General features: G+C 59.9%; 21 protein-coding genes and 1 pseudogene. 11 read left to right on the forward strand and 11 right to left on the reverse strand.

Going from position 1 to position 23,591, the window contains the following annotated elements; genetic code table 11:
- Window positions 1-36 precede the first annotated feature (36 nt).
- From AC3ITY_RS10940 to AC3ITY_RS10965, 6 genes are all read left to right on the forward strand, one after another.
- On the forward strand, window positions 37-822 hold the full coding sequence (locus AC3ITY_RS10940; protein ID WP_489309016.1) for an SDR family oxidoreductase: 786 nt from the start codon (window positions 37-39) through the stop codon (window positions 820-822).
- 10 nt (window positions 823-832) lie between these two features.
- A complete protein-coding gene (locus AC3ITY_RS10945; RefSeq protein ID WP_489309018.1) occupies window positions 833-1,303 on the forward strand; it encodes a MaoC family dehydratase in 471 nt (156 codons plus the stop codon).
- Window positions 1,304-1,310: 7 nt separating this feature from the next.
- A complete protein-coding gene (locus tag AC3ITY_RS10950) occupies window positions 1,311-2,519 on the forward strand; it encodes an acetyl-CoA C-acyltransferase (protein ID WP_489309020.1) in 1,209 nt (402 codons plus the stop codon).
- Between the two features lie 91 nt (window positions 2,520-2,610).
- Window positions 2,611-3,819 (forward strand): helix-turn-helix transcriptional regulator, encoded by a 1,209-nt coding sequence (locus tag AC3ITY_RS10955; protein ID WP_489309022.1) that lies wholly within the window; start codon window positions 2,611-2,613, stop codon window positions 3,817-3,819.
- A 111-nt stretch (window positions 3,820-3,930) separates the two neighbouring features.
- Complete coding sequence (locus tag AC3ITY_RS10960; RefSeq protein WP_489309024.1) at window positions 3,931-5,343, forward strand: DUF1329 domain-containing protein; 1,413 nt, start codon at window positions 3,931-3,933, stop codon at window positions 5,341-5,343.
- Window positions 5,344-5,524: 181 nt separating this feature from the next.
- On the forward strand, window positions 5,525-6,565 hold the full coding sequence (locus AC3ITY_RS10965) for a 3-ketosteroid-9-alpha-monooxygenase, oxygenase component (protein WP_489309026.1): 1,041 nt from the start codon (window positions 5,525-5,527) through the stop codon (window positions 6,563-6,565).
- 545 nt (window positions 6,566-7,110) lie between these two features.
- On the opposite strand, the gene AC3ITY_RS10970 is transcribed toward AC3ITY_RS10965, so the two are convergent.
- From AC3ITY_RS10970 to cysD, 9 genes are all read right to left on the reverse strand, one after another.
- Window positions 7,111-7,566, reverse strand: coding sequence for a nuclear transport factor 2 family protein (locus AC3ITY_RS10970; RefSeq protein ID WP_489309028.1), 456 nt, complete (start codon window positions 7,564-7,566; stop codon window positions 7,111-7,113).
- Between the two features lie 84 nt (window positions 7,567-7,650).
- Window positions 7,651-8,442 carry an SDR family oxidoreductase gene (locus tag AC3ITY_RS10975; RefSeq protein ID WP_489309030.1) on the reverse strand — a complete coding sequence of 264 codons (792 nt, stop codon included), beginning with the start codon at window positions 8,440-8,442 and terminating at the stop codon, window positions 7,651-7,653.
- 13 nt (window positions 8,443-8,455) lie between these two features.
- Window positions 8,456-8,950, reverse strand: a complete 495-nt coding sequence (locus AC3ITY_RS10980; RefSeq protein ID WP_489309032.1) for an SRPBCC domain-containing protein — start codon at window positions 8,948-8,950, stop codon at window positions 8,456-8,458.
- Window positions 8,951-8,970: 20 nt separating this feature from the next.
- The gene (locus AC3ITY_RS10985; protein WP_489309034.1) at window positions 8,971-9,426 is read right to left on the reverse strand and encodes a nuclear transport factor 2 family protein; all 456 of its coding nucleotides are present in this window, start codon (window positions 9,424-9,426) and stop codon (window positions 8,971-8,973) included.
- Window positions 9,427-9,445: 19 nt separating this feature from the next.
- Window positions 9,446-10,162 (reverse strand): hypothetical protein, encoded by a 717-nt coding sequence (locus AC3ITY_RS10990; RefSeq protein WP_489309036.1) that lies wholly within the window; start codon window positions 10,160-10,162, stop codon window positions 9,446-9,448.
- 18 nt (window positions 10,163-10,180) lie between these two features.
- On the reverse strand, window positions 10,181-11,368 hold the full coding sequence (locus AC3ITY_RS10995; protein WP_489309038.1) for a sulfotransferase family protein: 1,188 nt from the start codon (window positions 11,366-11,368) through the stop codon (window positions 10,181-10,183).
- Complete coding sequence (locus AC3ITY_RS11000; protein WP_489309040.1) at window positions 11,365-12,477, reverse strand: DUF1214 domain-containing protein; 1,113 nt, start codon at window positions 12,475-12,477, stop codon at window positions 11,365-11,367. The genes AC3ITY_RS10995 and AC3ITY_RS11000 overlap by 4 nt, the downstream gene beginning before the upstream one ends.
- 119 nt (window positions 12,478-12,596) lie before the next feature.
- Complete coding sequence (cysN, locus tag AC3ITY_RS11005; RefSeq protein ID WP_489309042.1) at window positions 12,597-14,510, reverse strand: sulfate adenylyltransferase subunit CysN; 1,914 nt, start codon at window positions 14,508-14,510, stop codon at window positions 12,597-12,599.
- On the reverse strand, window positions 14,510-16,114 hold the full coding sequence (gene cysD, locus AC3ITY_RS11010; RefSeq protein ID WP_489310840.1) for a sulfate adenylyltransferase subunit CysD: 1,605 nt from the start codon (window positions 16,112-16,114) through the stop codon (window positions 14,510-14,512). Before cysD ends, cysN begins: the two co-directional genes overlap by 1 nt.
- A 437-nt stretch (window positions 16,115-16,551) precedes the next feature.
- On the opposite strand from cysD, the gene cysQ reads away from it, so the two are divergent.
- Entirely contained in the window at window positions 16,552-17,316 is a 765-nt protein-coding gene (gene cysQ, locus AC3ITY_RS11015; protein ID WP_419118259.1) for a 3'(2'),5'-bisphosphate nucleotidase CysQ, read from the forward strand.
- A 522-nt stretch (window positions 17,317-17,838) separates the two neighbouring features.
- Here cysQ and AC3ITY_RS11020 read toward each other — a convergent pair.
- Window positions 17,839-18,282 carry a hypothetical protein gene (locus tag AC3ITY_RS11020; protein WP_489309044.1) on the reverse strand — a complete coding sequence of 148 codons (444 nt, stop codon included), beginning with the start codon at window positions 18,280-18,282 and terminating at the stop codon, window positions 17,839-17,841.
- 230 nt (window positions 18,283-18,512) lie between these two features.
- Here AC3ITY_RS11020 and AC3ITY_RS11025 point away from each other — a divergent pair.
- The 4 genes and pseudogenes from AC3ITY_RS11025 to AC3ITY_RS11040 all read left to right on the forward strand — a co-directional run.
- A pseudogene (locus AC3ITY_RS11025) lies at window positions 18,513-18,647 on the forward strand (SDR family oxidoreductase); the annotation flags it as partial.
- Window positions 18,648-19,117: 470 nt separating this feature from the next.
- The gene (gene nirB, locus AC3ITY_RS11030) at window positions 19,118-21,679 is read left to right on the forward strand and encodes a nitrite reductase large subunit NirB (RefSeq protein WP_489309046.1); all 2,562 of its coding nucleotides are present in this window, start codon (window positions 19,118-19,120) and stop codon (window positions 21,677-21,679) included.
- Window positions 21,679-22,056, forward strand: a complete 378-nt coding sequence (gene nirD, locus AC3ITY_RS11035; protein WP_489309048.1) for a nitrite reductase small subunit NirD — start codon at window positions 21,679-21,681, stop codon at window positions 22,054-22,056. The genes nirB and nirD overlap by 1 nt, the downstream gene beginning before the upstream one ends.
- 101 nt (window positions 22,057-22,157) lie before the next feature.
- Window positions 22,158-22,598 (forward strand): CBS domain-containing protein, encoded by a 441-nt coding sequence (locus AC3ITY_RS11040; protein WP_489309050.1) that lies wholly within the window; start codon window positions 22,158-22,160, stop codon window positions 22,596-22,598.
- Window positions 22,599-22,778: 180 nt separating this feature from the next.
- Here AC3ITY_RS11040 and treR read toward each other — a convergent pair whose 3' ends face one another.
- Window positions 22,779-23,483 (reverse strand): trehalose operon repressor, encoded by a 705-nt coding sequence (gene treR, locus AC3ITY_RS11045; protein WP_477778532.1) that lies wholly within the window; start codon window positions 23,481-23,483, stop codon window positions 22,779-22,781.
- Window positions 23,484-23,591 lie beyond the last annotated feature (108 nt).

The following is a 23,591-nucleotide window of genomic DNA, read 5'->3' on the forward strand; positions in this document are numbered from 1 at the left end:
CCTGACAGCGTACTGATACCTTCGGAGGTAAACGCTGTGAAACAAGCTCCCCCTTATGTCCCGGGCCATCAATTACTGGCTGGAAAATCCGTGCTGATTACCGCCGCCGCAGGTGCCGGTATCGGTTACTCGGCCGCCCGGCGCAGCGCCGAGGAGGGCTGCCGGGCATTGATGATTTCCGATGTGCACCCGCGCCGCCTCGAAGAAGCCGTGGAGCGCCTCAAGGCCGAAACCGGCCTGCAAGCCATTTATGGCCAGTTGTGCAATGTCACGGTCGAAGCCGAAGTCCAGGCCCTTGTGGCGAACGCTGAAGAGTTGCTGGGCGGTGTCGATGTGTTGATCAACAACGCCGGCCTCGGCGGCCAGAAGCGCGTGGTCGAGATGAGCGACGAAGAGTGGCTGCGGGTGCTCGATGTAACCCTGACCGGCACCTTCCGCATGACCCGCGCGATGTTGGTGCATATGCAGCGCCGTGGCGCTGGCGCCATCGTCAACAATGCCTCGGTCCTCGGTTGGCGCGCACAGAAGGAACAGGCCCATTACGCCGCGGCCAAGGCCGGGGTCATGGCCCTGACCCGTTGCAGTGCGCTGGAAGCGGCCGAGTACGGCGTGCGCATCAACGCCGTTTCACCTTCGATTGCCCTGCATGATTTTCTCAAGAAGGCCTCCAGTGAAGAGCTGCTTGCCAGCCTCGCCGGGCGCGAGGCGTTCGGTCGTGCCGCCGAAGTCTGGGAAGTCGCCAACGTGATGATGTTCCTGGCCAGCGACTACGCCTCCTACATGGTTGGCGAAGTGCTGTCCGTCAGTTCCCAACAAGCCTGAGGAGTGGGCCATGAGTCATGTTTTCAGCAGTGCCCAGGCGTTGCTCGAGGCCGAAGGCCTGGACCTGGGTTGCACCGAGTGGCTGACCATCAGCCAGCAGCGCATCGATTTGTTCGCCGAAGCCACGGGCGATCACCAATGGATTCATGTCGACCCGGTCCGCGCCGCCAGCGGACCGTTTGGCGTCTGCATTGCCCACGGCTACCTGACCCAGTCGCTCGTCAACCTGTTCCTGCCGCAATTGCTCACCATCGACAACATGGCGATGGGCGTCAATTACGGCAGTGACCGCGTGCGCTTCCCGGCTCCGGTCAAGGTGGATTCGCGAGTGCGCGGCAGCGCCAGCATCGTGCGCGCCGAGCAGCTGGCGGACGCCGTGCAACTGGTGGTGCGCGTGACCGTGGAAGTCGAGGGTCAGTCGCGGCCCGGCTGTGTGATCGACACTATTAGCCGTTACACCTTCAACCCTATTAACGAGTGAGCCTGTCATGGACCTGAATGAAGTTGTCATTGTTGCCACTGCGCGGACCGCGCTCGCCAAGTCGTTTCGCGGGTCGTTCAACGATACGGAAGCCCCGGTACTGGGCGGACATGTGGTGCGTGCGGTGGTCGAGCGCGCCGGTATCGAACCGGGTGAAGTGGACGATGTGATCATGGGCGCGGCAGTGCAGCAGGGCACCCAGGCCTATAACATCGGACGCCTCTGTGCCTATACCGGCGGCTTGCCGGACACCGTGCCGGGTATGGCCCTGGACCGTATGTGCGCCTCGGGCCTGATGAGCATCGGTGTCGCCGCCAAAGGCATCATGACCGGCGAGATGAACATTGCCATTGGCGGTGGCGTGGAGTCGCTGTCACTGACCCAGACCAAGCACAAAAACTCCTATCGCGCCCAGTCCGAAGCCGTGCTGGAAATAATGCCCAGTGCCTATATCCCGATGCTGGAAACCGCCGAAATAGTCTCGCGCCGTTATGGCGTCAGCCGTGCTGCCCAGGACGAGTATTCCCTGCAGAGCCAACTGCGCACCGCCGCCGCTCAACGTGACGGCTTGTTCGACGATGAAATAGTCGGTTTGAGTGTCGACAAGTTGTGCTTCGATGCAGGTGGCCAGCCCAGCGGCCATCAGCGTGTGTTGGTCGAGCGCGACGAATGCAATCGACCAAACACACGCCTGGAAGACCTGGCTTCGCTGAAACCGGTGTGGAAGGACGGTAAATGGATCGAGCAGGGTGAATTCATTACCGCTGGCAATGCTTCACAGTTCTCCGATGGCGCCTCGGCCAGCCTGCTGATGAGCCGCGCTGAAGCCAAGCGTCGGGGGTTGACACCGTTGGGCATCTACCGAGGCATTGCCGTGGGTGGCTGCGCGCCGGAGGAAATGGGCATTGGCCCGGTGGTGGCGGTGCCGAAATTGCTCAAGCGCTTCGGCCTGAGCGTGTCGGATATCGGCCTGTGGGAAATCAACGAAGCCTTTGCCTGCCAGGTTCTGCATTGCCGCGATGCACTGCAAATCCCGATGGAACGTCTGAACGTCAACGGCGGCGCGATTGCCATCGGCCACCCGTTCGGCATGTCCGGCGCGCGCATGGTCGGTCACGCACTGCTGGAAGGTCGCCGTCGCGGCGCCCGTTATGTGGTGATCGCCATGTGCATTGGTGGCGGCATGGGTGCGGCCGGTTTGTTCGAGCTACCGTAGGGCTGGCCACGGTGCGTTGAGCACCGATAAAACCCATTACGATTAAATTGATGCGGGCCATGCAGTCCGGGCCCGCTGCTGGGGAGTGGTTATGCAAAGTCGCGTGCCGAATGCGCAGGTCCTGGCGGAAATGGGGCTGGAGCTGGCCGAATACGAACGCCTAATCGGCAACATGTACGATTCGGCGATAAATATTCACTGCATGAGCGATTCGTTGCGCCAGTTCCGGATGCTGTTCAAGGCCAATTTCGTGACCTTGATTCTGCGCGTGCAGGATGAGCCGCTGCTGTCGCCGATGATGGTCGCCGGAGACATTGAACTGGGGGAGGGCGGCATCAACCATTACGCCTATTACGCCAAGTCCACGCTGTTCGACAGCCTGCCCACCGACACGGTGTTCACCGTTGATGAGCTGATGAGCGAGGCCGAATGGGTCAGTTCTTCTTTTTACCTGTTGTTTTGCCAGCCCCATGACTGTCACCAGATGCTCGGCGCCGATATCCGCATGCCGGATGGCAGTACGGTGCGCTTTCGGATCAACCGGCCACGGGATCAGGCGCGCTTTTCCCATGTCGAGCGAGCCATGTGCGCCATGCTCCTGCCGCATTTGCGCCGTGCCCTGCACATGCATTCGCTACTGGATCGCAGCGAGTCGTTGGGCAGCCTGTACTCGCAAACGATCAGCCGTATGGCGGTGGCGACCATCGTTCTCGATGAAAACGGCACTGTGGTGCAACTGAACCCGGTGGCCCGAGAGATTCTCGACAGCCAGGACGGCCTGAAAGTCGTCGGCGGCCGGTTAGAGGCGACTTATCCGAGTGACAATCGTGAACTGTCGCGCCTGGTGCGCAATGCCTTTCAACGGGCGAAGCAGGGAGACGCCGGATTACAGGGGGCCGAGGCCATGTCGATTTCTCGACCCTCCGGGAAAGTCAGTCTCGGAGTGGTGGTTGAGCCGATTCCGACGCAGGAGCTGGTCGAGGGCAAGGGAAAACCGACCGTCGTGGTGTATGTGCGTGACGCCGTCAGCAGGTCGCTGGTGAGCAATGTGGTGACCTCGCAGCTGTACAACCTGACACCCGCGGAAACCTCGCTGGCTCTGGAACTGGCAAACGGCCTGTCGCTGGAGGAGGCTTCGCAGGCACTGAACATCCGTCGTAATACCGCCCGTGCGCACCTGCGTTCGATCTTTTCCAAAACCGGTGTGCGGCGCCAGACCGAGCTTGTGCGGATCATGCTCAACAGTGTCGTGGCGTTGGCCAAGCCGCGGCTACCAGGATCGGAGGATGACAAGCTTTAGCCTGGCGTTCGCCGGTGCGTGGAAAAACGCGTTAGTCCGTGCGGACGATGCTGCTGAATCCTTGGGCTGCCGATACTTGGCGACCGCTATCGGTAACCAAGGAGAATAAAAATGACCGGCAGTAACCTGGCCTCCAGTTGTCTTGTCTCGCGAGCTGCCAACGCCACTCCCACTTGGGTGCTGGGGTTGTTATTGGGATGCAGTGCAATCGGTACGGCGAACGCCGCACCGGAGGATGTGGAGCGCCTGGGCAAGGATTTGACTTGCATCGGTGCCGATAAGAGCGCCAATGCCGATGGCAGCATACCGGCGTTCAGCGGCAAGTGGCTGGGCGTGCCGCCGCACGTGGACTTCAAAGGGACAGGCAACCATCCGGTTGATCCTTACCCGGAAGAAAAGCCGCTGTTCGTGATTACCGCGGCCAATCTGGCGCAATACAGCCAATACCTGTCCGATGGTCAGAAAGCGCTGTTCAAGCTCTACCCGGCTACGTACAAGATGCCGATCTACCCCTCGCACCGCGATTTCCGTTTCGACGACGCGGTCTGCCAGGCCACCCGCGAGAACGCCAGCATCGCGCGCCTGGTGGATGACGGTGAAGGCGTGGTGGGCAAAACCGGCGGCACAGCCTTTCCGGTACCGCGCAGCGGTCTGGAACTGTTGAAGAACGCCTCGACGTTTGCCTTGCGCGCCTGGACCGAGGAATACACCTCCGACAACGCCTACGTACTCAAGGACGGCAACATCAACTGGGGCCGCGTGCATTCGCGCAACCTGGCGCCGTCGCTGGAGCCGGGCAAGAAAGGCGAGACCGTTGGCAACTCGACGTTCTACCTCAACGAAACCCTGCTGCCACAACGCGACAAGGGCGAGATCAATACCGGTACCGAGTTCTGGAACGACAAGACCGAGCCTCGCCAGGCCTGGCGTTACGATCCGGGCACCCGCCGTGTGCGTCAGGCACCGGGGTATGGCTTCGACATGTCGTTCCCGGGCAGCGGTGGCTCGATCACCGTGGACGAGGTACGCCTGTTCAACGGTTCGGGGCAGCGTTATGACTGGAAGATCGTCGGCAAGCGCGAGATGTTCATTCCCTACGACACCTATCGCCTGCACACGGCCAACCTCAAGTACGCCGACCTGTTGACTCCGGGCCATGTCAACCCGGATGCCATGCGCTTTGAGCGCCACCGGGTCTGGGAACTGGAAGGCACCCTCAAGCCGGGTTACCGCCATCTGTATGGCAAACGCAAGTTGTACATCGACGAAGACACCTGGTTCCCGATACTCGCTGACAACTACGACAACCGTGGCGAGCTGTGGCGCACCTCGATGGTCAATTACTTCTATGCCTACGAAAGCCAGCGACCACAAGCAGGCGTGGGGCTGTACTACGACCTGAATGCCGGCAGTTACCTGGCGTTCAACCTGATCAACGAACAGCGCAACGGCTATCAGTTGAACAAGCCGGGCTTCAGCCCGCGGGATTTCGGGCCGGAAGCGGCCCGTCGGTTTGGCCAATAGCCGATGCAGATTTGGCATGGCATCAGCTGACAGGTGAACCCCTTGAGAGTGGATCTCGTTTGATCTAGTCCAAGTGAAGGATGAATCCCTTGCCGTGGCGCTCAATGATATCCGCCATGGGTTTACCCTGTTTTTTTGGGGGGTATTGCACCCCAAAGTTTCCAATCGAGGAACAATAACAATGACGAAACTCGCTGAAATCAGCGTCGAAAACGCCCAGCGTACTCACCGTTACGCCCGTGGCTGGCACTGTCTGGGCGTTGCGGAGGATTACCGCGATGGCCAGTTGCATACCTTGAGTATCTTTGGCACCCGCCTGGTGGCGTTTGCCAACAGCCAGGGCGCTATCAGCATCCTCGACGCCCATTGCCCGCACATGGGGGCCGACCTGTCCCAAGGCACCATCGAAAACGACACGGTGGTGTGTCCGTTCCACCATTGGAAATATGACACCAGCGGTAAATGCGTCGAGATTCCTTATTGCAAGCGCATTCCACCGAAGGCCAAGACCCGCAGTTGGTTGACCTGTGAGGAAAACAACCTGCTGTTCGTCTGGAACAACCCTGAGGGCCGTCCGCCGAAAGAGGGCGTGATCATTCCGCACCTGGCCGAGATGGACGACCCGGACTGGATTCACGACTGGAACATCGACACCATGCTGATCGAAACCAACCCACGGGAGTTGGTCGATAACCTGGTGGACGCCCAGCACTTTGGGCCGGTGCATGGCACGCCTACCAAGTACTTCGCCAATGTCTTCGAAGGGCACATCGGTCATCAGATCTTCCACGGCGATTCCGAGCGCCTGGGCGGTGATCTGATCGCACCGTCAGCCTACTACGGCCCGGCGACGCACTTCACTTACATCAGCTCGATGTTCGGCGATGTGCGGATACACGCCATTTTGCTCAACAGCCATGTGCCTGTGACTGCCAACAGCTTCGACCTGCGTTTCGGCTGCATGGTCAAGCGTGTGCCCGGCTGGAGCGAAGAGCAGAACATTGAAGTGGCCAAAGCGTACGTCATGGGTAATCGCACCTCGTTCTATCAGGACGTGGATATCTGGAAGCATAAAATCCGTATCGACAACCCGGTACTGGCGGAAAACGATGGCCCGGTCTACCAACTGCGCGAGTGGTACCAACAGTTCTTTACCGATGAGGATAAAGTGCCCGCGAGCATGGCTGAACGCCGTGAATTCATCACGGTCGACGAGCGCTGAAGGGAATGCCCCCTGCGAGCGACAAGCCATCGTTTGTCAATCGTGGGGCAGGCCTGAAAGGGGTACAACCCCCTGAGTTGTTGCAATGACACAGGTCCGACTTAACGGTCACGAGAGCACTGACAATGAAAACAAAAAGTCTTCTTGGCTATCACGTTTGCTTGTTGATCCTGTTCCTCCTGGTGGTGACCGTGCAGGTCTCCCAGCCAGCTGAATCGCCCAGTGTCAAAGCCTGCAAGCAATACGCAGGCTGTGTCGCCATCAGCCAGAACGTTACGAACTGGCTGAGTTTTCGCTAGGTCGCAACGTGTTGAACACTTCCCACCACAAGGCCGAAGAGGCCTTGTGGTGGGCGTGCTTCGGCTGTTGGGCGTGAGCGAGTGCGCGAGGATTGTTGGGTAGGTGCGCATTGCGCGCCTGCTGTTTTTAGCCACATGCACCCTGGCTTGCACCATAATCCCGGCCACGATCAAACCGTCGAACAGGCAAAAAAAAGGCGACATCTCTGTCGCCTTGAACTGTTTGGCAGGACCGAAAATGCCCCGTCAGTTGATCGGCTGAGAGGTGATCCGCCACTGGGCATCCAGCGGGCCGATCATCTCCAGCAGTCGCTTGTAACCGGTCTGGAGGATGCGCCACTCACCCTGCACCTTGACGTAGCGATCTTCGTAGATCGCGCTGCCGTTAAGCAGGGTCTGCTCATCGAGGTTGATGAACAGGTCGTTGAGGTACCAGAGGCCAGTGGCTTCATCACCGTTGACCACAATTTCCGGGGTGTGGCCGTTGTGCATGCCGAAACGGCGGTTGGTGAAGCAGGTGCGGTAGAACTCAATGGCTTCCTCCAGCCCGTTGAGTTCGAGCTGGTAGGTCGGGCTGTCGAAGCTGATCATCACTTCGGGTGCGAGGATGCTGCGCAGCAGTTCGAGGTTGCAGGTATCGATACCACGAAAATAGCGGGCCTTGAGCTGTTTGATCTGCTCGATGGCAACGAGATCCAGCATGATAGTAATCTCCGGGGCGGCGATGGTTAGATTGGCATCGTGTGAGCGTCGGAAAGAGGCGACATCCCTGTCGCCTTGAATTGTTTAGCAGGGCAGAAAGTGGCCGCCGTTGACGTCCAGTTGCGCGCCGGTAATGGCCTTTGCGTAGTCGCTCGCCAGGTACAGGGCGGCCATGGCGCAGTCACCGTCTTCGGGGATCTTGCGCAGCGCAATCTGTTGGGCGACCTGGTCGACCAGTGACTCCATCGGGACGCCCAGGCGCTTGGCTTCGCTCTCGAAGTGGCCGATGACCGGCGCGCCCCACATCCAGCCCATGAAGGTGGAGTTGACGCGGATGCCGAACGGGCCGAGATCCTGGGCCAGGTACTGGACGGCGGTTTTCAACGCACCCTTGGAGACGGCATAGCCGGACTCCAGCTGGTTGGGGGTGCGGGTGGCCATGGTGTTGATCATGACGATGCTGCCCGACTTCTGCTTCTTCATCTGCGGCAGCACGGCCTGCGTCATGTGCATGGTGCCGAACAGGTTGACGTCCATCGCCTTGCGCCAGTCGTCCATTGACGACTCGGAGGAACTGCCCCAGGCGCCATGGGCGTAGGCAGAGTTGATCAATACGTCGATCTGGCCGAAGTGCTCGATCGTCAGGTCGGCGAGCGTCTGGCACTGTTCGGCTTGGGCGATGTCGGTGGGGACTTTCAGTACCTGTGTGCTGTAGCCGGCGTCGCGGATGGCTTTTTCAGCCAGGTCCAGCTTGGCCGGGGTGCGGGTGGCCAACACCACGGCCTTCGCCTGATACTCTGCGGCACGCACGGCCAGTTTGATGCCCAGGCCAGGGCCGATACCGGAAATAATGACGACTTTATCTTTGAGCAACATGGCAATTACCTTCTTATTGTTTTGGTAGGAAATGGGTCGTACAGGTGCGACTGGCGTGCAGTTCTTCGGCACGTCGTTTCAGGTCCAGTGCCATCTGGTCGAAGCCGATTTTTACCCAGGCACCGTGTTCGCTCATGATGGTGTCCTGGTTCAGCCCCAGGAAAATGTCGGTGGTGAAATAGCTGCATCGATCGGCGTCGAGCGCCTCGATGTACTGATCGCGGCGGGCGGCGTCCATGTTTTCCGGGACGGGGCGCTGCTCCCAGGACAACAACTGCTCGGGGTCGCAGGCCACCAGGTATTCGTTGACCGGGACGGTGTCGTCTGTGTCGGGGACTCGTACCTGCATGCGCACCGGGTCGCCCAGCTGCAAGCCGCAAATGATCCTCGGACACAAGCTGTTCCACTCGTGGTATTTGTCCAGATCGATCAATACCTCCCAGACCACTTTGGCGGGGGCATTAATTTCCACCTTATGGGAAGTCACAATGTTTTCGGCTTTGGCCATGACTCGCTCCTGCTGTGCATTCAGTTGATGGGTCTGGAGGTGATCTGCAGCTGTTCGCTCAAGGGCTGGATGGTCTCGAGCAGGGTTTCGTAGCCCGTCTCGGCGATCATCCAGCGCTCGCCGTGCTTGATGTAGCGATCCTGGTAGATCGCGCTGCCATGCATATGGGTGTTTTCCTCGAGGTTGATGAACACGTAGCTCAGGTACCAGAGGGCCGTAGCCTGGCTCCCATCGACTTCGATTTCCGGGGTGTGACCGTTGTGGGTGGCCAGGCGGGTCTTGGTGAACGAGGTGCGGTAGAAGTTCAGCGCATCGCCCAGGCCGTTAACGTGGAACTCGTAGGCAGGGCTCTTGAACGACAAAGCGACGTCTTCGGTGAGCATGCCCTGCAGCATCTCGATGTTGCAGGTGTCGATGGCGCGGAAGTAGCGCGCCTTGAGCTGCTTGATCAGCTCGATTGCTTCTAGATCCAACATGTGAAGCCTCCTTGTGTACTCAGGCACTGAGCTGGTACTCGCTGGTGAGGATGCAGTCGAGCTTCTGGAAGTCGAGGAACTTGCTGGTCGATTCGTACATGGCCTGCTGGCGTTGCGCGCATTTTTCCGGGTCGCCCAGGGCGGCGAAAAAACCTTGCGGATTGCCGATGGCCTCGGGCGGGAAGTTTTCTTCGACGATGGCGTGCAGCACCGGCGCACCGTAGGTAAGCGCCCGTACCACGGTGTTCTGCCGGTAGCCGAAGATCGATTGCATCGGATAGGCATTAGGCCCGTGTCCGTTGCGCCAGGTGTCGTACCAATGCTCGTAGCTCATCCGATCTGGCTTGTGCAGCAGCGCCACCTGATTCATGCCGGGTGTGCGCTCGCCGACCGGCACCCGGTACTGGGCAGCACGGGCCTGGCGCTCCTCGGAATACGGCTCGGATTCCACCACCAGATAGGCCTCCAGGCGGCTGGTCAACGGCGCCACGAGTGCTTTGATGGCGGGCCATTGCGAGGCACTGTCCAGCCACAATGAGAGCAGCCCATCCAAAGGCGCGGCGCTATTGGTGATGCGCTGCGTCGAGGCGGCGGCCACCGCCTCATCGACTAGCATGACGCGGATGGTTTTTGCACCGGCTGCAGCCAATGCGTCGCGTAGGCCGAGCAAATCCGCACGCCATTGCTCGGCGCCGGGTTGTGCCGGCTTCCACAAGGTCAAAATGATTTTTTCCATGACTTCTCCAGCTTGCGTTCAGTGATTGACGCTCAGGTGACGGGCGCGATATTCGCTGTAGTCCTGGGTCATCTGCGCCTCGTTCAGACCGAAGCGTTCCAGGCTGTAGTCGTGGCTGGCACGTTTTTCCCGGCTGTTTTGCGACAGCCAGCCCTGCGCGTCGGTGCGGGCCTTGTCGGTAAACGGCAGATTGGCGAAGGCGTAGACCTTTTCCAGCACTTGCAGCGGCTGCTTCAAGGTGTCGGCGAAGTGGATGTCGAGAAAGCGCTCGGGCGCATGCTGCTCGCGAACCTGCATGGTGTGACGGATGCCACGCGCCATGCGGTTGTTCCACTGCTCACCAGCGGCTTTCGGGTCCGGGGCGTCGCTGTACATCTGCCACAGGGTATGAGCCATGCTGGCCATCGACGGGATGGTCTGGGCCGGTTCACGGTGGGTCAGAATTACCTGCGCCTTGGGGAAGATATCCAGCAGCAGATCCAGGGTGTGCAGGTGTTGTGGCGCTTTGAGCAGCCAGCGTTGGCCCGCCGGCTCACCTCGTTGTTGCTTCTGCCACTGCAAGAACTGCAGCATTTTCTTCAGTTGGGTGTAGACCGGCCTCTGGTCTTGCTGATCCAGCCAGCGGGTGTAGCTGGGTACATTGACGTAGGCGTCCATGGCGCACATGAACGAGTGTTCCATGAGCATGAACTCTTCGTCGCAGAGCATGGCATCCAGCGGGTGGATCGCGAGGATCTGCGGGATCACCTCGGCCATCAGAGCGACCTCGGCCTTGGCCTGGGCGATGCGCTTGGCCGGCGCGGCCAAAGTTTCGTCAGTCAGCGGTGCCGGAAAGCGAGTTTCCCACCAAGCGGCGGAGTAGAAGCGTGGGTCGACCGCCAGCGTGCGCTGAAGCATGGTGGTGCCGGTACGCGGCAGGCCGACGATGACCAGCGGATCGTCGATTTGTATCCGGGTTATTTCCGGATGACGGCTCAGGTAGTCTTCCATCACCAGGCGGTTGACCAGTTGCCCGACCAACCTTTCTTCCAGCAAATACAGGCCGGTCTGCGACAGCCCGGCCTCGGTAGCCAGGGCGTCGAGTAGCACCTGCAGGGACGCTCGGTAGTTATCATCGCCAAAATGGCTCAGGCCGTTGGTGCGCGCGACGGCGCTGGCCAACAGTTTGTCGACAGTCAGATCTTCAATTCGGGTGTGCGCGTTCATACGGCCTCCGCGACGGCAGAGACCTTTACAGCGCGAGTCGTGGGGTGGCATTGCTCCTGGGCGCCGACCCAACGCAGGCAGAGCGTGCCCTGGCGTACGCCGGCGGTTTGCAGCCAGTTGCTCACCCCAGGGTCCAGCTCACTGAGTACAAGCGTCACGCCGCCGTTGTCATCGTACTGGGCCTGGTGCTTGTTGAAGCAGATCTGGTGGTAGCGGTAGTCCAGCGACTCCATCCAGTAATTGTTGATTTGCAAGTTCCAGAAGTCGCAGTCCGGCACTTTATCAATGTGGATGACCAGCGCCTCGTCCTCGGCCAGCGCCCAGTGCGAGTGGTAGTAGAAAATGTTCGGATCGCCGCCCACTGATTGGCAGAGCGCCTGGTTGGCTGGGGGCAACTGATTGCTGTGTGGCAGGTAGCTTTCGCTCCAGTCGGCGAATAGCCGTGCGGTGTTTTCCACGAAGCTCGATACCCGCGCCAAGCCTTGTTGGAACGTCGCCGGGTCAAGGGCCTGTGGCTTGGAGTCGGTGCCGATGCGCTCGATGCTCAACTTGGCCGGCACTTCGCTGCGACGGTCAAGAAACGTCTGGCGTACGATCAAGGCGTTGGTGGCGCCTTCCATTTTCAGCCAGTTGCCCGTTTGCGGTTCGCTGCTGAGGAGGATTTCGAAGTTGCCCTGGGCATCGACCTGTAACTGGCTGGCGTCGATGAAACCGGTCTGGATCAGGGTGCCATCGGTTTCATAACCGCCTTTCTGGGTGCCAAAGCTCAGGTAGGCGACACTGCCGCGCTGGCCTTTGATGCGGTAGTCCAGCGTGCCGTCCAGGCGCGAGTACTCATAGAGGTTGTCCGGGTTGTCGGCACCAATTTTCGCGGTCTCGTGGGAGGTCTTGAAGAAACTGGGAAACGCCGGGTCGGCAAACTCGATGTGCATCTCCAGGCCGATGCGCAGCAAGCGCGTGAGGTAGCGGAAGCCTTCGGCGCGGGTGGCGGCATCGGCGGGTGCTTCGGGACGCAGAATCTGCTCGCCGCAGCGCTTGAGGTGATCGCAGAATGTGGCCCAGGTCTGGCCACTCAACAGCTGTTGTTCGTCAATAGAGCTGATTGTCATTGTTAGACTCTCTTGATTAGGCGAACCCGGCTCGTGAGCACCTGCGCAGAGGCGCTCGAGCCAGATTCATCGGCCCCTGACCGGGGCACGGTTAAATGCCCGGCGAACCGGGCGAGGGGCTAGAACTCTTTACCGATGATGCCGCGCTCGGTCAGTACCTCGATGATCCGATCCACTGCACCCTCCGGCGTCAGTTTGCTGGTCTGGATATGGATGTCCGGCTTGCTTGGCACCTCGTAAGGCGAGTCGATGCCTGTGAAGTTTTTCAACTCGCCGCGGCGGACTTTCTTGTACAGGCCCTTGGGGTCGCGCTCTTCGGCCACGGCCAGCGGCGTGTCGACGAAGATCTCGATGAACTCGCCTTCCTGCAGCAGCCCACGCGCCATCTCGCGCTCGGAGCGGAACGGCGAGATGAAGGCTGTCAACACGATCATCCCGGCATCCACGAACAACTTGGACACCTCAGCCACCCGGCGGATGTTCTCTACCCGGTCGGCATCAGTGAAGCCCAGGTCGCGGTTCAAGCCGTGACGCACGTTGTCGCCGTCGAGCAAATAGGTATGGCGGCCACGGGCGTACAGTCGGGTTTCCAGCAGGTTGGCAATGGCCGATTTGCCAGCGCCCGACAAACCGGTGAACCACAGCAGCACCGGCTGCTGGCCCATCTGTTCGGCGCGTGCCTTCTTGTTCACATCCACGTGCTGCATATGGATGTTCTGCGAGCGGCGCAGGGAGAACTCGATCAGGCCTGCGCCGACGGTGGCGTTGGTCAGGCGGTCGATGAGGATGAAACTGCCGGTTTCGCGATTGTCCTTGTAGGGATCGAAAGCGATCGGCTGGCTGGTGAAGAGGTTGCACACGCCGATCTCGTTCAACGCCAGTTCCTTGGCCGCCAGGTGCTCCATGGTGTTGACGTTGATCTTGTACTTGGGCACCGCCAAGGTGACCGACAGCGTCTTGCCGCCGATCTTCATCAGGTAGGGGCGACCGGCGAGCATGGCCTGTTCGTGCATCCAGATCAGGCTGACCTGGAACTGGTCGGCTACGCTGGCCGGATCTTCTGCGGTGGACAGAACATCGCCGCGGCTGCAATCGACTTCGTCGGTCAGGGTCAGGGTGATGGACTGGCCGGCCACGGCTTGTTGCAGGTCACCATCGAGGGTAACGATGCGCGAGATTCGGCTCTCTTGCCCGGCCGGCAACACACGTACGCGGTCGCCGGGACGAATCATGCCGCTGGCGATGGTGCCGGTGAAACCACGGAAATCCAGGTTGGGGCGGTTGACCCACTGCACCGGCATGCGGAACGACAGTTTCTGCTGGTGCGCCTCGTCGATCTCGACGGTTTCCAGGTAGCCCATCAGCGTGGTGCCGCGATACCAAGGCATGTGCTCGCTCTGCTCGGTGATGTTCTCACCCCGCAGCGCGGACATCGGGATGGCGGTGACATCCTGAAGATTGATCTGCTTGGCGAAGGCGCGGTAGTCATCGACGATGGCGTTGAAGACTTTCTCCGAATAGTCCATCAAGTCCATCTTGTTGACGGCCAGGACCACCTTGCGAATGCCGATCAGCGAAGCCAGATAGCTGTGACGCCTGGACTGGGTCAGCACGCCGCGTCGGGCGTCGATCATCACTACGGCCACATCGGCCGTGGATGCACCGGTCACCATGTTGCGGGTGTACTGCTCATGGCCCGGGGTATCGGCAACGATGAACTTGCGCAGTTCCGTGGAGAAAAAACGGTAGGCCACGTCGATGGTAATGCCTTGTTCGCGCTCGGCGGCCAGGCCGTCCACCAACAGGGCGAAGTCCAGTTCGCCGCCCTGGGTGCCGTCTTTTTTCGAGTCGGCCTCCAGCGCTTCCATCTGGTCTTCGAAGAGCATTTTCGAATCGTAGAGCAGACGCCCGATCAGGGTGCTCTTGCCATCGTCCACGCTGCCACAGGTAATGAAGCGCAGCAGGCTCTTGTGTTCGTGGGCCTTGAGGTATTGCCCGATATCCTCGGCAATCAGGTCAGATACGTGTGCCATTAGAAATACCCCTCTTGTTTTTTCTTCTCCATCGATGCGGACGAGTCGTGGTCGATCATTCGCCCCTGACGCTCGGATGTGCGGGTCAGCAGCATTTCCTGAATGATCTTGGGCAGGGTGTCGGCTTCGGACTCGACTGCACCGGTGAGCGGGTAGCAACCCAGAGTGCGGAATCGCACGTTGCGCATCATCGGCACTTCACCCGGGTTCAGCGGCATGCGTGAGTCGTCGACCATGATCAGCATCCCGTCACGCTCGACCACCGGGCGCGGCGCGGCGAAATACAGCGGTACGATCGGGATGTTTTCCAGGTAGATGTATTGCCAGATGTCCAGCTCGGTCCAGTTGGAGAGGGGGAACACGCGGATCGACTCGCCCTTGTGTTTACGCGTGTTGTACAGGTGCCAGAGCTCTGGACGCTGGTTCTTCGGGTCCCAGCGATGCTGGTCGGAGCGGAAGGAGAAAATCCGTTCCTTGGCACGTGATTTTTCTTCATCGCGACGTGCGCCGCCGAAGGCCGCGTCGAAACCGTAGTGATCGAGTGCCTGTTTCAGCCCCTCGGTTTTCATGATGTCGGTGTGGATCTGCGACCCGTGCTTGAACGGGCTGATGCCCATTTCAATGCCTTCGGGGTTGGTGTGGGTCAGCAGGTCGACGTTCAGCTTGGCCACCATCTGATCGCGGAAGCGATACATCTCCTGGAACTTCCAGGTGGTGTCGACATGCAGCAAAGGAAAGGGCGGCTTGGCCGGGTAGAAGGCCTTCATCGCCAGGTGCAGCATGACCGCACTGTCCTTGCCGATGGAGTAGAGCATGACCGGGTTGTCGGATTCGGCGACAACCTCGCGCATTGCCTGGATGCTTTCGGCTTCCAGTCGTTGCAGGTGGGTAAGCGTCATAGATTTTCCTCTCGCTTTTTGTTGTTGTCGTTTATCAACGTACAACTGCTGCGATTCGGACTTATGCGCGACTTGATGTTTTAACATCAGGCGCAACATCTGCAGCATAGGGTCGCGGGGCCGGGCGGTGGCGACCGCGGCTGGCGCGTTGCCTGGCACATCGTCATCGCTGACGCGCGCGGCTTGCTGACTGATGTGGGTCGCCAGTTCGCGGGCACCGCTGAGCATTGCGCTGGCTTCGGGCAGGTGAAACAGATGCAGCCGGTCGGCGCGCTCGCCGGCCCAGGTGATGAAGTTGGCAGCGCGTTGCCAATGCATGCCCGAGAGCAGGGCGAACACCTTGCGTTCGGTGCAGTGATGCAGGCGGTCGAAGAATGCCTCCAGGTGGGGGGCGCGCAACCCGTCTTCGTAAGGCATCCAGAGCACCTTGCCGCGATTGCTGACTGCGCGCAGCACGCCGTAACTGAGTTTGCCCTGGTCGTTGCGCGCGCCGTAGTCGTCGATCCAGTGGATCTCGCCGTTTTGCGCGCGAGCCTGCTCGAGGATGTGCCGGTAGGTGCTGCGGTACCAGCGCTGCACCGCCAGCGAAGCATTGGCGACGCGCTTGGCCGGACGCTCGGCATTGAGCTGCCAGCGCTGCAAATAATGGGCGGCGGTGCGTTCTGGCAAGTCGATAGCATGCAGGCGCTTGACCAGTGCCTGCATGGCCTCCAACTGCCAGAGCAAAAACGGCAACTGATGCCGTTCCGGCAGTGTGCTGACCAGCAGTTGGTAAATGTTCTTCTCCTGCTCTGCCGAAAGGCTGCGACCTTCACCTTGCTTGCGCCCGCGGTCGCGCACTGGCACGGCATTCCAGCCGCCGGCTTGCCAGGCCTTGTAGGCGGCGATGATGGTCGGCGACGAGAGACCGGTGTCCTGGCTGATGGCTTTGAGCGTACTGCCGCCAATGCGCAACTGCACGGCACGCAGGCGCAGGCTGTTGATCTGAGGAACGGATAACTGATTGCCGTGGGGCACAGGAACTCCTGTTAAACATCCATTTGCTGATTGGCGGTGATGTGGATGTCTGTACTGTTCCCTGATCCGAAAAACGGCGCATAGGCCGAATGGACCATACGAAGAACAAAAACAGGAGGAATCCCATGAACGAGTCAATGGCTGTTCTGCTCGAAGACGTCATCGGTATTGCTCGTGCAGCGGGCGAACTGGTGCTGGAGGTGTACCGCTCGGATTTCGAGGTGCGCGGGAAGGTCGATACCTCTCCGGTGACTGAAGCTGACGAGCGCGCCGAGACCTTGATTCTGCAGGCCTTGGCAGCGCGCACGCCGGAGATTCCAGTGATTTCGGAAGAGGCCGCAGCTGCCGGCCAGGTGCCCGAGGTGGGCCAGCGTTTCTGGCTGGTGGACCCCCTGGACGGCACCAAGGAGTTCATCAATCGCAATGGCGAGTTCACTGTCAATATCGCCCTGATCGACAACGGCGAACCGGTGCTGGGAGTGGTCCTGGCGCCCGCGCTGGAGCGTCTGTTCGCCGGTGCCCGTGGTTGCGGAGCCTTTATCGAACAGGCCGAACAGCGTCAGGCCATCCACTGCCGGGCGGTGACGGAGGAGGGCCTGGACGTGGTTGCCAGTCGCTCCCATGGCGATGCCGAGGCACTGGATACATTCCTCGACGGGCGCAAGGTGCGCTCACTGAAAAGTGCCGGCTCATCGCTGAAGATTTGCCTGGTGGCTGCCGGCGAGGCAGACCTTTATCCACGCCTGGGGCGCACCATGGAGTGGGACATCGCCGCGGGGCATGCGGTGCTGGTCGCCGCCGGCGGACAGGTCTGCACCCTGGCCGGCGATGCGCTGCGTTATGGCAAGCCTGGTCTGGATAACCCTCACTTCTACGCTCGCGGGCTATAGATCCTGGCCGGTAACAGCTTAGGCACGGGCCCGCTTCCAGAGAGGTCGCTGAGGGTCAAGAGTTGCCTCATGCCTTTGACCGGAAACACGTTCTTGGTCAGGTCGAGCCCAATGCGCATTAGCATCTAAAAATACTGGCCCTTGGGGTTGAAAGCTTTCGCTACCACGCCTGTCTGTCTCGGGGCTCGGAACTCGTCGTTGTTCGATAGATCGGCAGGCTGACCCCAATGGACACGCCGAACGAGTATCGGTGTCCGGAAGGGCAATCATTGACGCGGCGGTATTCGACGGTGGAAGACGGGATGTTGATGACTTGGCTTCAGGATCCATCCGGTGCTGTCTGAGGTGTCACGGATGAGGCCAACATGGCCGAGCGGCGTGAAATCGTCACCGTTAGTAAGTTCGCAAGCGAGCCGCGGGCAGGGGCTGGTCGGTTATTGGCGGCAGTACTGATGGGGGCGTCACCGTGTCCTGGCGGAAGTTGCGCAGGCCACGGTACCGAACAGCTTGCTTGATTCGCCCCTAGCCAGCGCTGATGTTGCCGCAGAAAAGAGGGCGGCTGCCGTCTGCCGGGCTGGTGCGAACGAGCAAGGCATAGTCACCCTTGGTCAGTTCGCTCAGCGCCACCGGTGCCTGGGCCCAATGCTGGGTTCGCGGGGACATCGATGGATAGTCGACGCTGTTGGCCTGACGGGTCTTGTACGCAGGTTGTGCGCCCAGTTGCTGGCACGAGCCAGCGTAGATAGCGGTGTCGAGGCGGCTAGGTACGGCCATGTCGTGGGGGACACCACCGACGGTGAGCCAGATGCTGGTTTGGTTGCCCATCGGGCTGAGGGTGGCTCGAGCGATATGCATTGCGTTTTGCGGGGTAGCATCGAGGGGAACATCGACAATCCCGGTTCTGCTTGCGCAACCTGAAATCGTCCCTGCCGCCACTACCAACGCCAGCCAAGATGTTCTGTTCATCACAGATCTCCTGAGTTGAGGTACGTTGATTTATCCCCCTCTGTGAAGTCTAGTAGCCTGCTGCGGGCGCGGGATATAGCGGATGGGTGGTCATCGGCAGAACTGAACCAGACAAGTTTTAGACCTTGGTCGTCCTTGACGTGGAGAATTGCCCGTCCGTTCTGGATCGATTCCCAGGCTTTTTTTGGATGGCAAGTATTACCTTGGCCCGGAGTTGCTCACCGCCGGTCGCCGCGTTTGGTAAGGGTAGAATCGACATCTGGATCAACAACGCGGGCGTCGGTGCGGTGGGCAGCATTGAGCAGACTCCGCTTGACGCTCATGCGCAGGTGTTGCAAACGGATCTGCGGGGCTATTTGCGCGGGCCCGTCTTAACGAAGTCTGGGTCGTTGCAATATGGATTGCCAGAAACAGGCTTGAGTTCTAACGAGCTGTGGAATCGAACTGTACATGCACTTTTATAAAGCGCGATGCATAACAACGTGCACCAGTCGGAAGCGCCGCAAAGCGCTTTTGCCTGCGGTAGCTCCAGCGTTGTGACAATCCCCCCTGGCTCAAGAGTCAGTGTTTCCAGATAGTTGAAGCCTCTCTGTGGCTGACTGGCACAAAGGCTGCAAGGCTGTCATCAGGTCCACCTGGAGAGCATTCGTGTGGACAGCCCCCTCGGTCAACGACGATCGATTGGCCGAACAGGTCGTGGGCAGCATCGGTGGATCAGGCATAGACGTCTGGTTTCAACACCGCAAAAGAACAGGCAAAGACGCCTGGAACCGCAAGGTTTCAGGCGTTTTTTTTTGCTTTTAAAACCGTGATTGGCTCGGGCTGGGTGCTTTCTATGAATTCCAATGTTGCCACGTTGAACAAGATGCAAACGCTGATCGTGATCGGTAATGGCATGGTCGGACATCATTGTGTCGAACAGCTGATCGAGCGGGGAGCGCTTGACCATTACCGGCTGCACGTCTTCAGTGAAGAGCCGATGCGTGCCTATGACCGTGTGCATCTTTCCGAGTACTTCTCCGGTCGTGATGCCGAGTCGCTGGCGCTGTCCGATGCGTCGCTTTACCAGACGCCCGGCGTTACGCTGCATCTGGGTGTGCCGGTATTGGAAATCGACCGCGTCCGTCGCCAGGTGGTCACCTCGCAAGGTTGCGTCACGTATGACAAATTGGTTCTGGCCACCGGTTCATATCCGTTTGTTCCGCCAATCGAAGGCGCCGAAGGTGAGTCGCGCCTGGTTTATCGCACCCTGGAAGACCTCGATGCCATTCGGGCTGCGGCGGCCAATGCCCGGCGCGGCGTGGTGGTCGGTGGTGGCTTGCTGGGCCTGGAAGCTGCGAACGCGTTGAAGAGCCTGGGCCTTGAAGCCCACGTGGTGGAATTCGCGCCGCGCTTGATGCCGGTACAACTGGATGACCTCGGTGGCCAGGCGCTCAAGGCGCAGATCGAACGATTGGGCGTCGGTGTACACCTGTCCCGCGCCACTCAATCGATCAGCGCGGGCGAGCAGTACCGCTATCGCATGAATTTCGCCAATGACGAATTCCTCGAAACCGACCTGATCGTGTTTTCCGCCGGTATCCGCGCTCAAGACGCGCTGGCTCGTCAATGCGCGCTGGAGATCGGTCCGCGCGGTGGCGTGGTGATCGACGACACGTGCCGAAGTTGCGACCCGAACATCTACGCCATCGGTGAATGCGCTTCATGGAACGGCAGCCTGTTCGGCCTGGTCGCGCCGGGCTACCAGATGGCGCGCAGCGTCGCGGCTCGTTTGTGCAACGAAGTCGCCGAGCCGTTCACCGGTGCCGACATGTCGACCAAGCTCAAGCTGCTGGGGGTGGATGTCGGCTCCATCGGCGACGCCCACGGCAACACACCGGGCGCGCGCAGCTATCAATTCATCGACGAAACCAGCGCCAGCTATCGCCGCCTGGTGGTGGATGCAAGTGGCAAGCACGTCCTCGGTGCAGTGCTGGTGGGTGACAACAGCTATTACGACACCCTGCTGCAATACATGCAGAACGGCATTGTCTTGCCGTCGGAACCGGCCAGCCTGATTCTGCCGTCCTCCGAAGGCGCGCCGACCCTGGGCCCGGGTGCGCTGCCCGAGTCGGCCACGGTGTGCTCCTGTCATAACGTCACCAAGGGCTCCATTTGTTCGGCCATCGACGGCGGCTGCACCGACCTGGGCCAGCTCAAGTCGCAGACCAAAGCCTGCACCGGCTGCGGCGGTTGCGCCGGCCTGCTCAAGCAAGTGTTCGAGCATGAGTTGATTGCCCGTGGCGTCAGTGTCGACAAGAGCCTGTGCGAACACTTCGCCTATACCCGTCAGGAGCTTTATGCGCTGGTGCGGGTAGAAGGGGTGATCAACTTCGAAGAGCTGTTGGCCAAGCACGGCCGTGGTCATACCGGTTGCGACGTTTGCAAACCGGCGGTGGGCTCGATTCTCGCCTCGTGCTGGAACCAGCCAATCATGGACACGTCGCTGGTGCCGTTGCAGGACACCAACGACACCTTCATGGCCAACATGCAGAAAAACGGCACCTATTCGGTGGTGCCGCGCATCGCTGGGGGGGAGATCACAGCCGACAAGCTGATCGCGATTGGCGTGGTGGCGAAGAAGTACGACCTCTACACCAAAATCACCGGCGGCCAGCGCATCGACCTGTTCGGCGCTCAATTGCATCAGTTGCCGGACATCTGGTCCGAGTTGATCGAGGCCGGTTTCGAAACCGGACACGCCTACGGCAAATCGACCCGCACGGTGAAGTCTTGCGTCGGCAGCACCTGGTGCCGTTATGGCGTGCAGGACAGCGTGAAAATGGCCCTGACCCTCGAGGATCGCTACAAGGGGCTACGTTCGCCACACAAGCTCAAGTTCGCGGTCTCTGGCTGCACCCGTGAATGTGCCGAGGCGCAGAGCAAGGACGTGGGCGTGATCGCCACCGAGAAAGGCTGGAACCTCTATGTGGCCGGTAACGGCGGCATGCGCCCGCGCCACGCCGAGCTGTTCGCCACCGACCTCGATGACGCCACCCTGATTCGCTACATCGACCGGTTCCTGATGTTCTACATCCGCACCGCCGACAAATTGCAGCGCACCTCGGTCTGGCGCGAGAGCCTGGAGGGCGGCCTGGATTACCTCAAGGACGTGATCATCAACGACAGCCTGGGGCTTGGCGCGGAACTCGAATCGCAGATGCAACTGGTGGTCAACCGTTACGAATGCGAATGGGCCAACGCCCTGAAAGACCCGGAAAAGCTCAAGCGTTTCCGCACCTTCGTCAACGATCAACGCCCGGACCCGGACATCCATTTTGTCCAGGAACGCGGTCAGCGCCGGCCGATCATGGCCTCTGAACTCCACCTTATCCCTGTCATTGAGGAGATTGCCTGATGAGCCAGTCCACTACCCAACGCATCGAATCCATGGCAAGCACCCATGTTTGGAAAACGGTGTGCGAGCAACAGGATTTGGTCAGCAACTCCGGCGTCGTCGTCTGGCTCGACGGTGCACAAGTGGCGCTGTTCTACCTGCCGGCTGCCGAAGGCAAGACCCTCTATGCCGTCGATAACCATGACCCGCAATCCGGGGCGAATGTCATCGGGCGCGGGCTGATCGGCAGCATCAAGGGCGACCTGGTGATTGCCTCGCCACTCTACAAACAGCATTTCCGCCTTGAGGACGGCAGTTGCCTGGAGTATCCGCAGCAGCGCCTGCGGGTCTGGCCGGTGCGGCTAAGCGGAGGCAAGGTGGAAGTCGCAGTGGCCTGACCATATGGATTTCGCCGGGGTCTGAACGCTCATTCAATTAATGATGTATGCCCGGCTCCGGCGGAGTCGATGATCAATGACAAACAGTATCGGAGGTTCGTATGAAAACAGCCGCACAACTGCTGAAGCTCAAGGCCGTGCAGAACCGGCGGGTGCATAGCATCGCGCCAGACCAGATGGTGCTTGAAGCGTTGAAGATGATGGCGGAAAAAAATGTCGGTGCTCTACCCGTCATGGAAGAGGGGCAGGTGATCGGCGTTATCAGCGAACGCGACTATGCACGCAAGGTCGTTCTACAGGGGCGCTCTTCGGTCGGTACGCCGGTCCGGGCCATCATGAGCGCGCCCGTCGTGACTGCAGACAGTCAGCAGAGCATTGAGCGTTGCATGGCGGTCATGACCGACAGTCATCTGCGCCATCTACCGGTGGTGGAGGGCGACCAACTGATTGGCCTGTTGTCGATTGGTGATCTGGTCAAAGAGGCCATCGTCGAGCAGGCCGAGCTGATCCGGCAACTGGAACACTACATTCGCGGGCATTAAAGCGACCGGGGGCAGGGTGGATCGAAGGCTTATGAGCACAGGACCAGGGTAAATAACCCGTTATAAACATCCCTTACGTAACCGCATGGCTTACTGAAGTTTCCTTCATCAACTTTAATGTCGTAACCCACATCAAGGTAAGACTTGACCTTGTTCTGCAGCAGGCATGTTGATCCCCCTTCATCGCCTGGCCACATCCGAAAAGTAAAACTTGTCCAGGGTGTGCCGCGACTCGGTGTACTCGAACTGCCGGCCGTCCTGTAAAAAGGTCTGGTTGCTGACCACAATCACATGGCTCTGCCCCTCAAGATCAAGGTGCTGCTGGTCGTCCTTGCCTCGCGGTACGGCTTCGATGGTGCGCTGGGCATAGCTGATTTGCAGTTGCAGCGTCTGTTCGATGAAGGCATAGATCGAATGCTCGGCAATCTCGCAATTCAGCCCCGGTATAAGATCGGCGACGAAGTGGTTGATGTCGAGGATGACCCGTTTGCCATCGATTCGACGCACGCGTTTGATCCGCGTGATCAGGCTACCTTCTTCGGCTTTCAGGTGTTCACGCAAGGCACCTTGCAGGGGGAACTGCTCGAACGCCACCACCTCGGTGCTGACATCATTGCCCAGCCTTGGGTGGGTTTCCTGGAAACTGACGATACCGCCGAGCTGGAATTCGATCGGATTGGGCGACAGCACGAAGGTGCCTTTACCGTGAATTTTTTGCGCGAAGCCGCGTTCCTGAAGCAGTTCTATGGCTTTGCGCACAGTACCGCGACTGGCCTGGTAGCTGTCCATCAATTCGGTTTCGGAAGGCAGTCGGGCGCCGCGTTCCAGTCGTTCGGTGGTGATGCTGGTAAGCAGATCGCTGTAGATCTGGTTGTATTTGCTCATGGGAATGGCTGCGTTGTGCTCAAGGCAGGAACCTTAGGGAACGCGTGAGGGTTTGTCTATTGCACAAATGGCGGGGCGGTCGTGGCTGTCGGAAATATCGCCGCTGGG

Source organism: Pseudomonas sp. GL_091 (genome assembly GCF_057837725.1).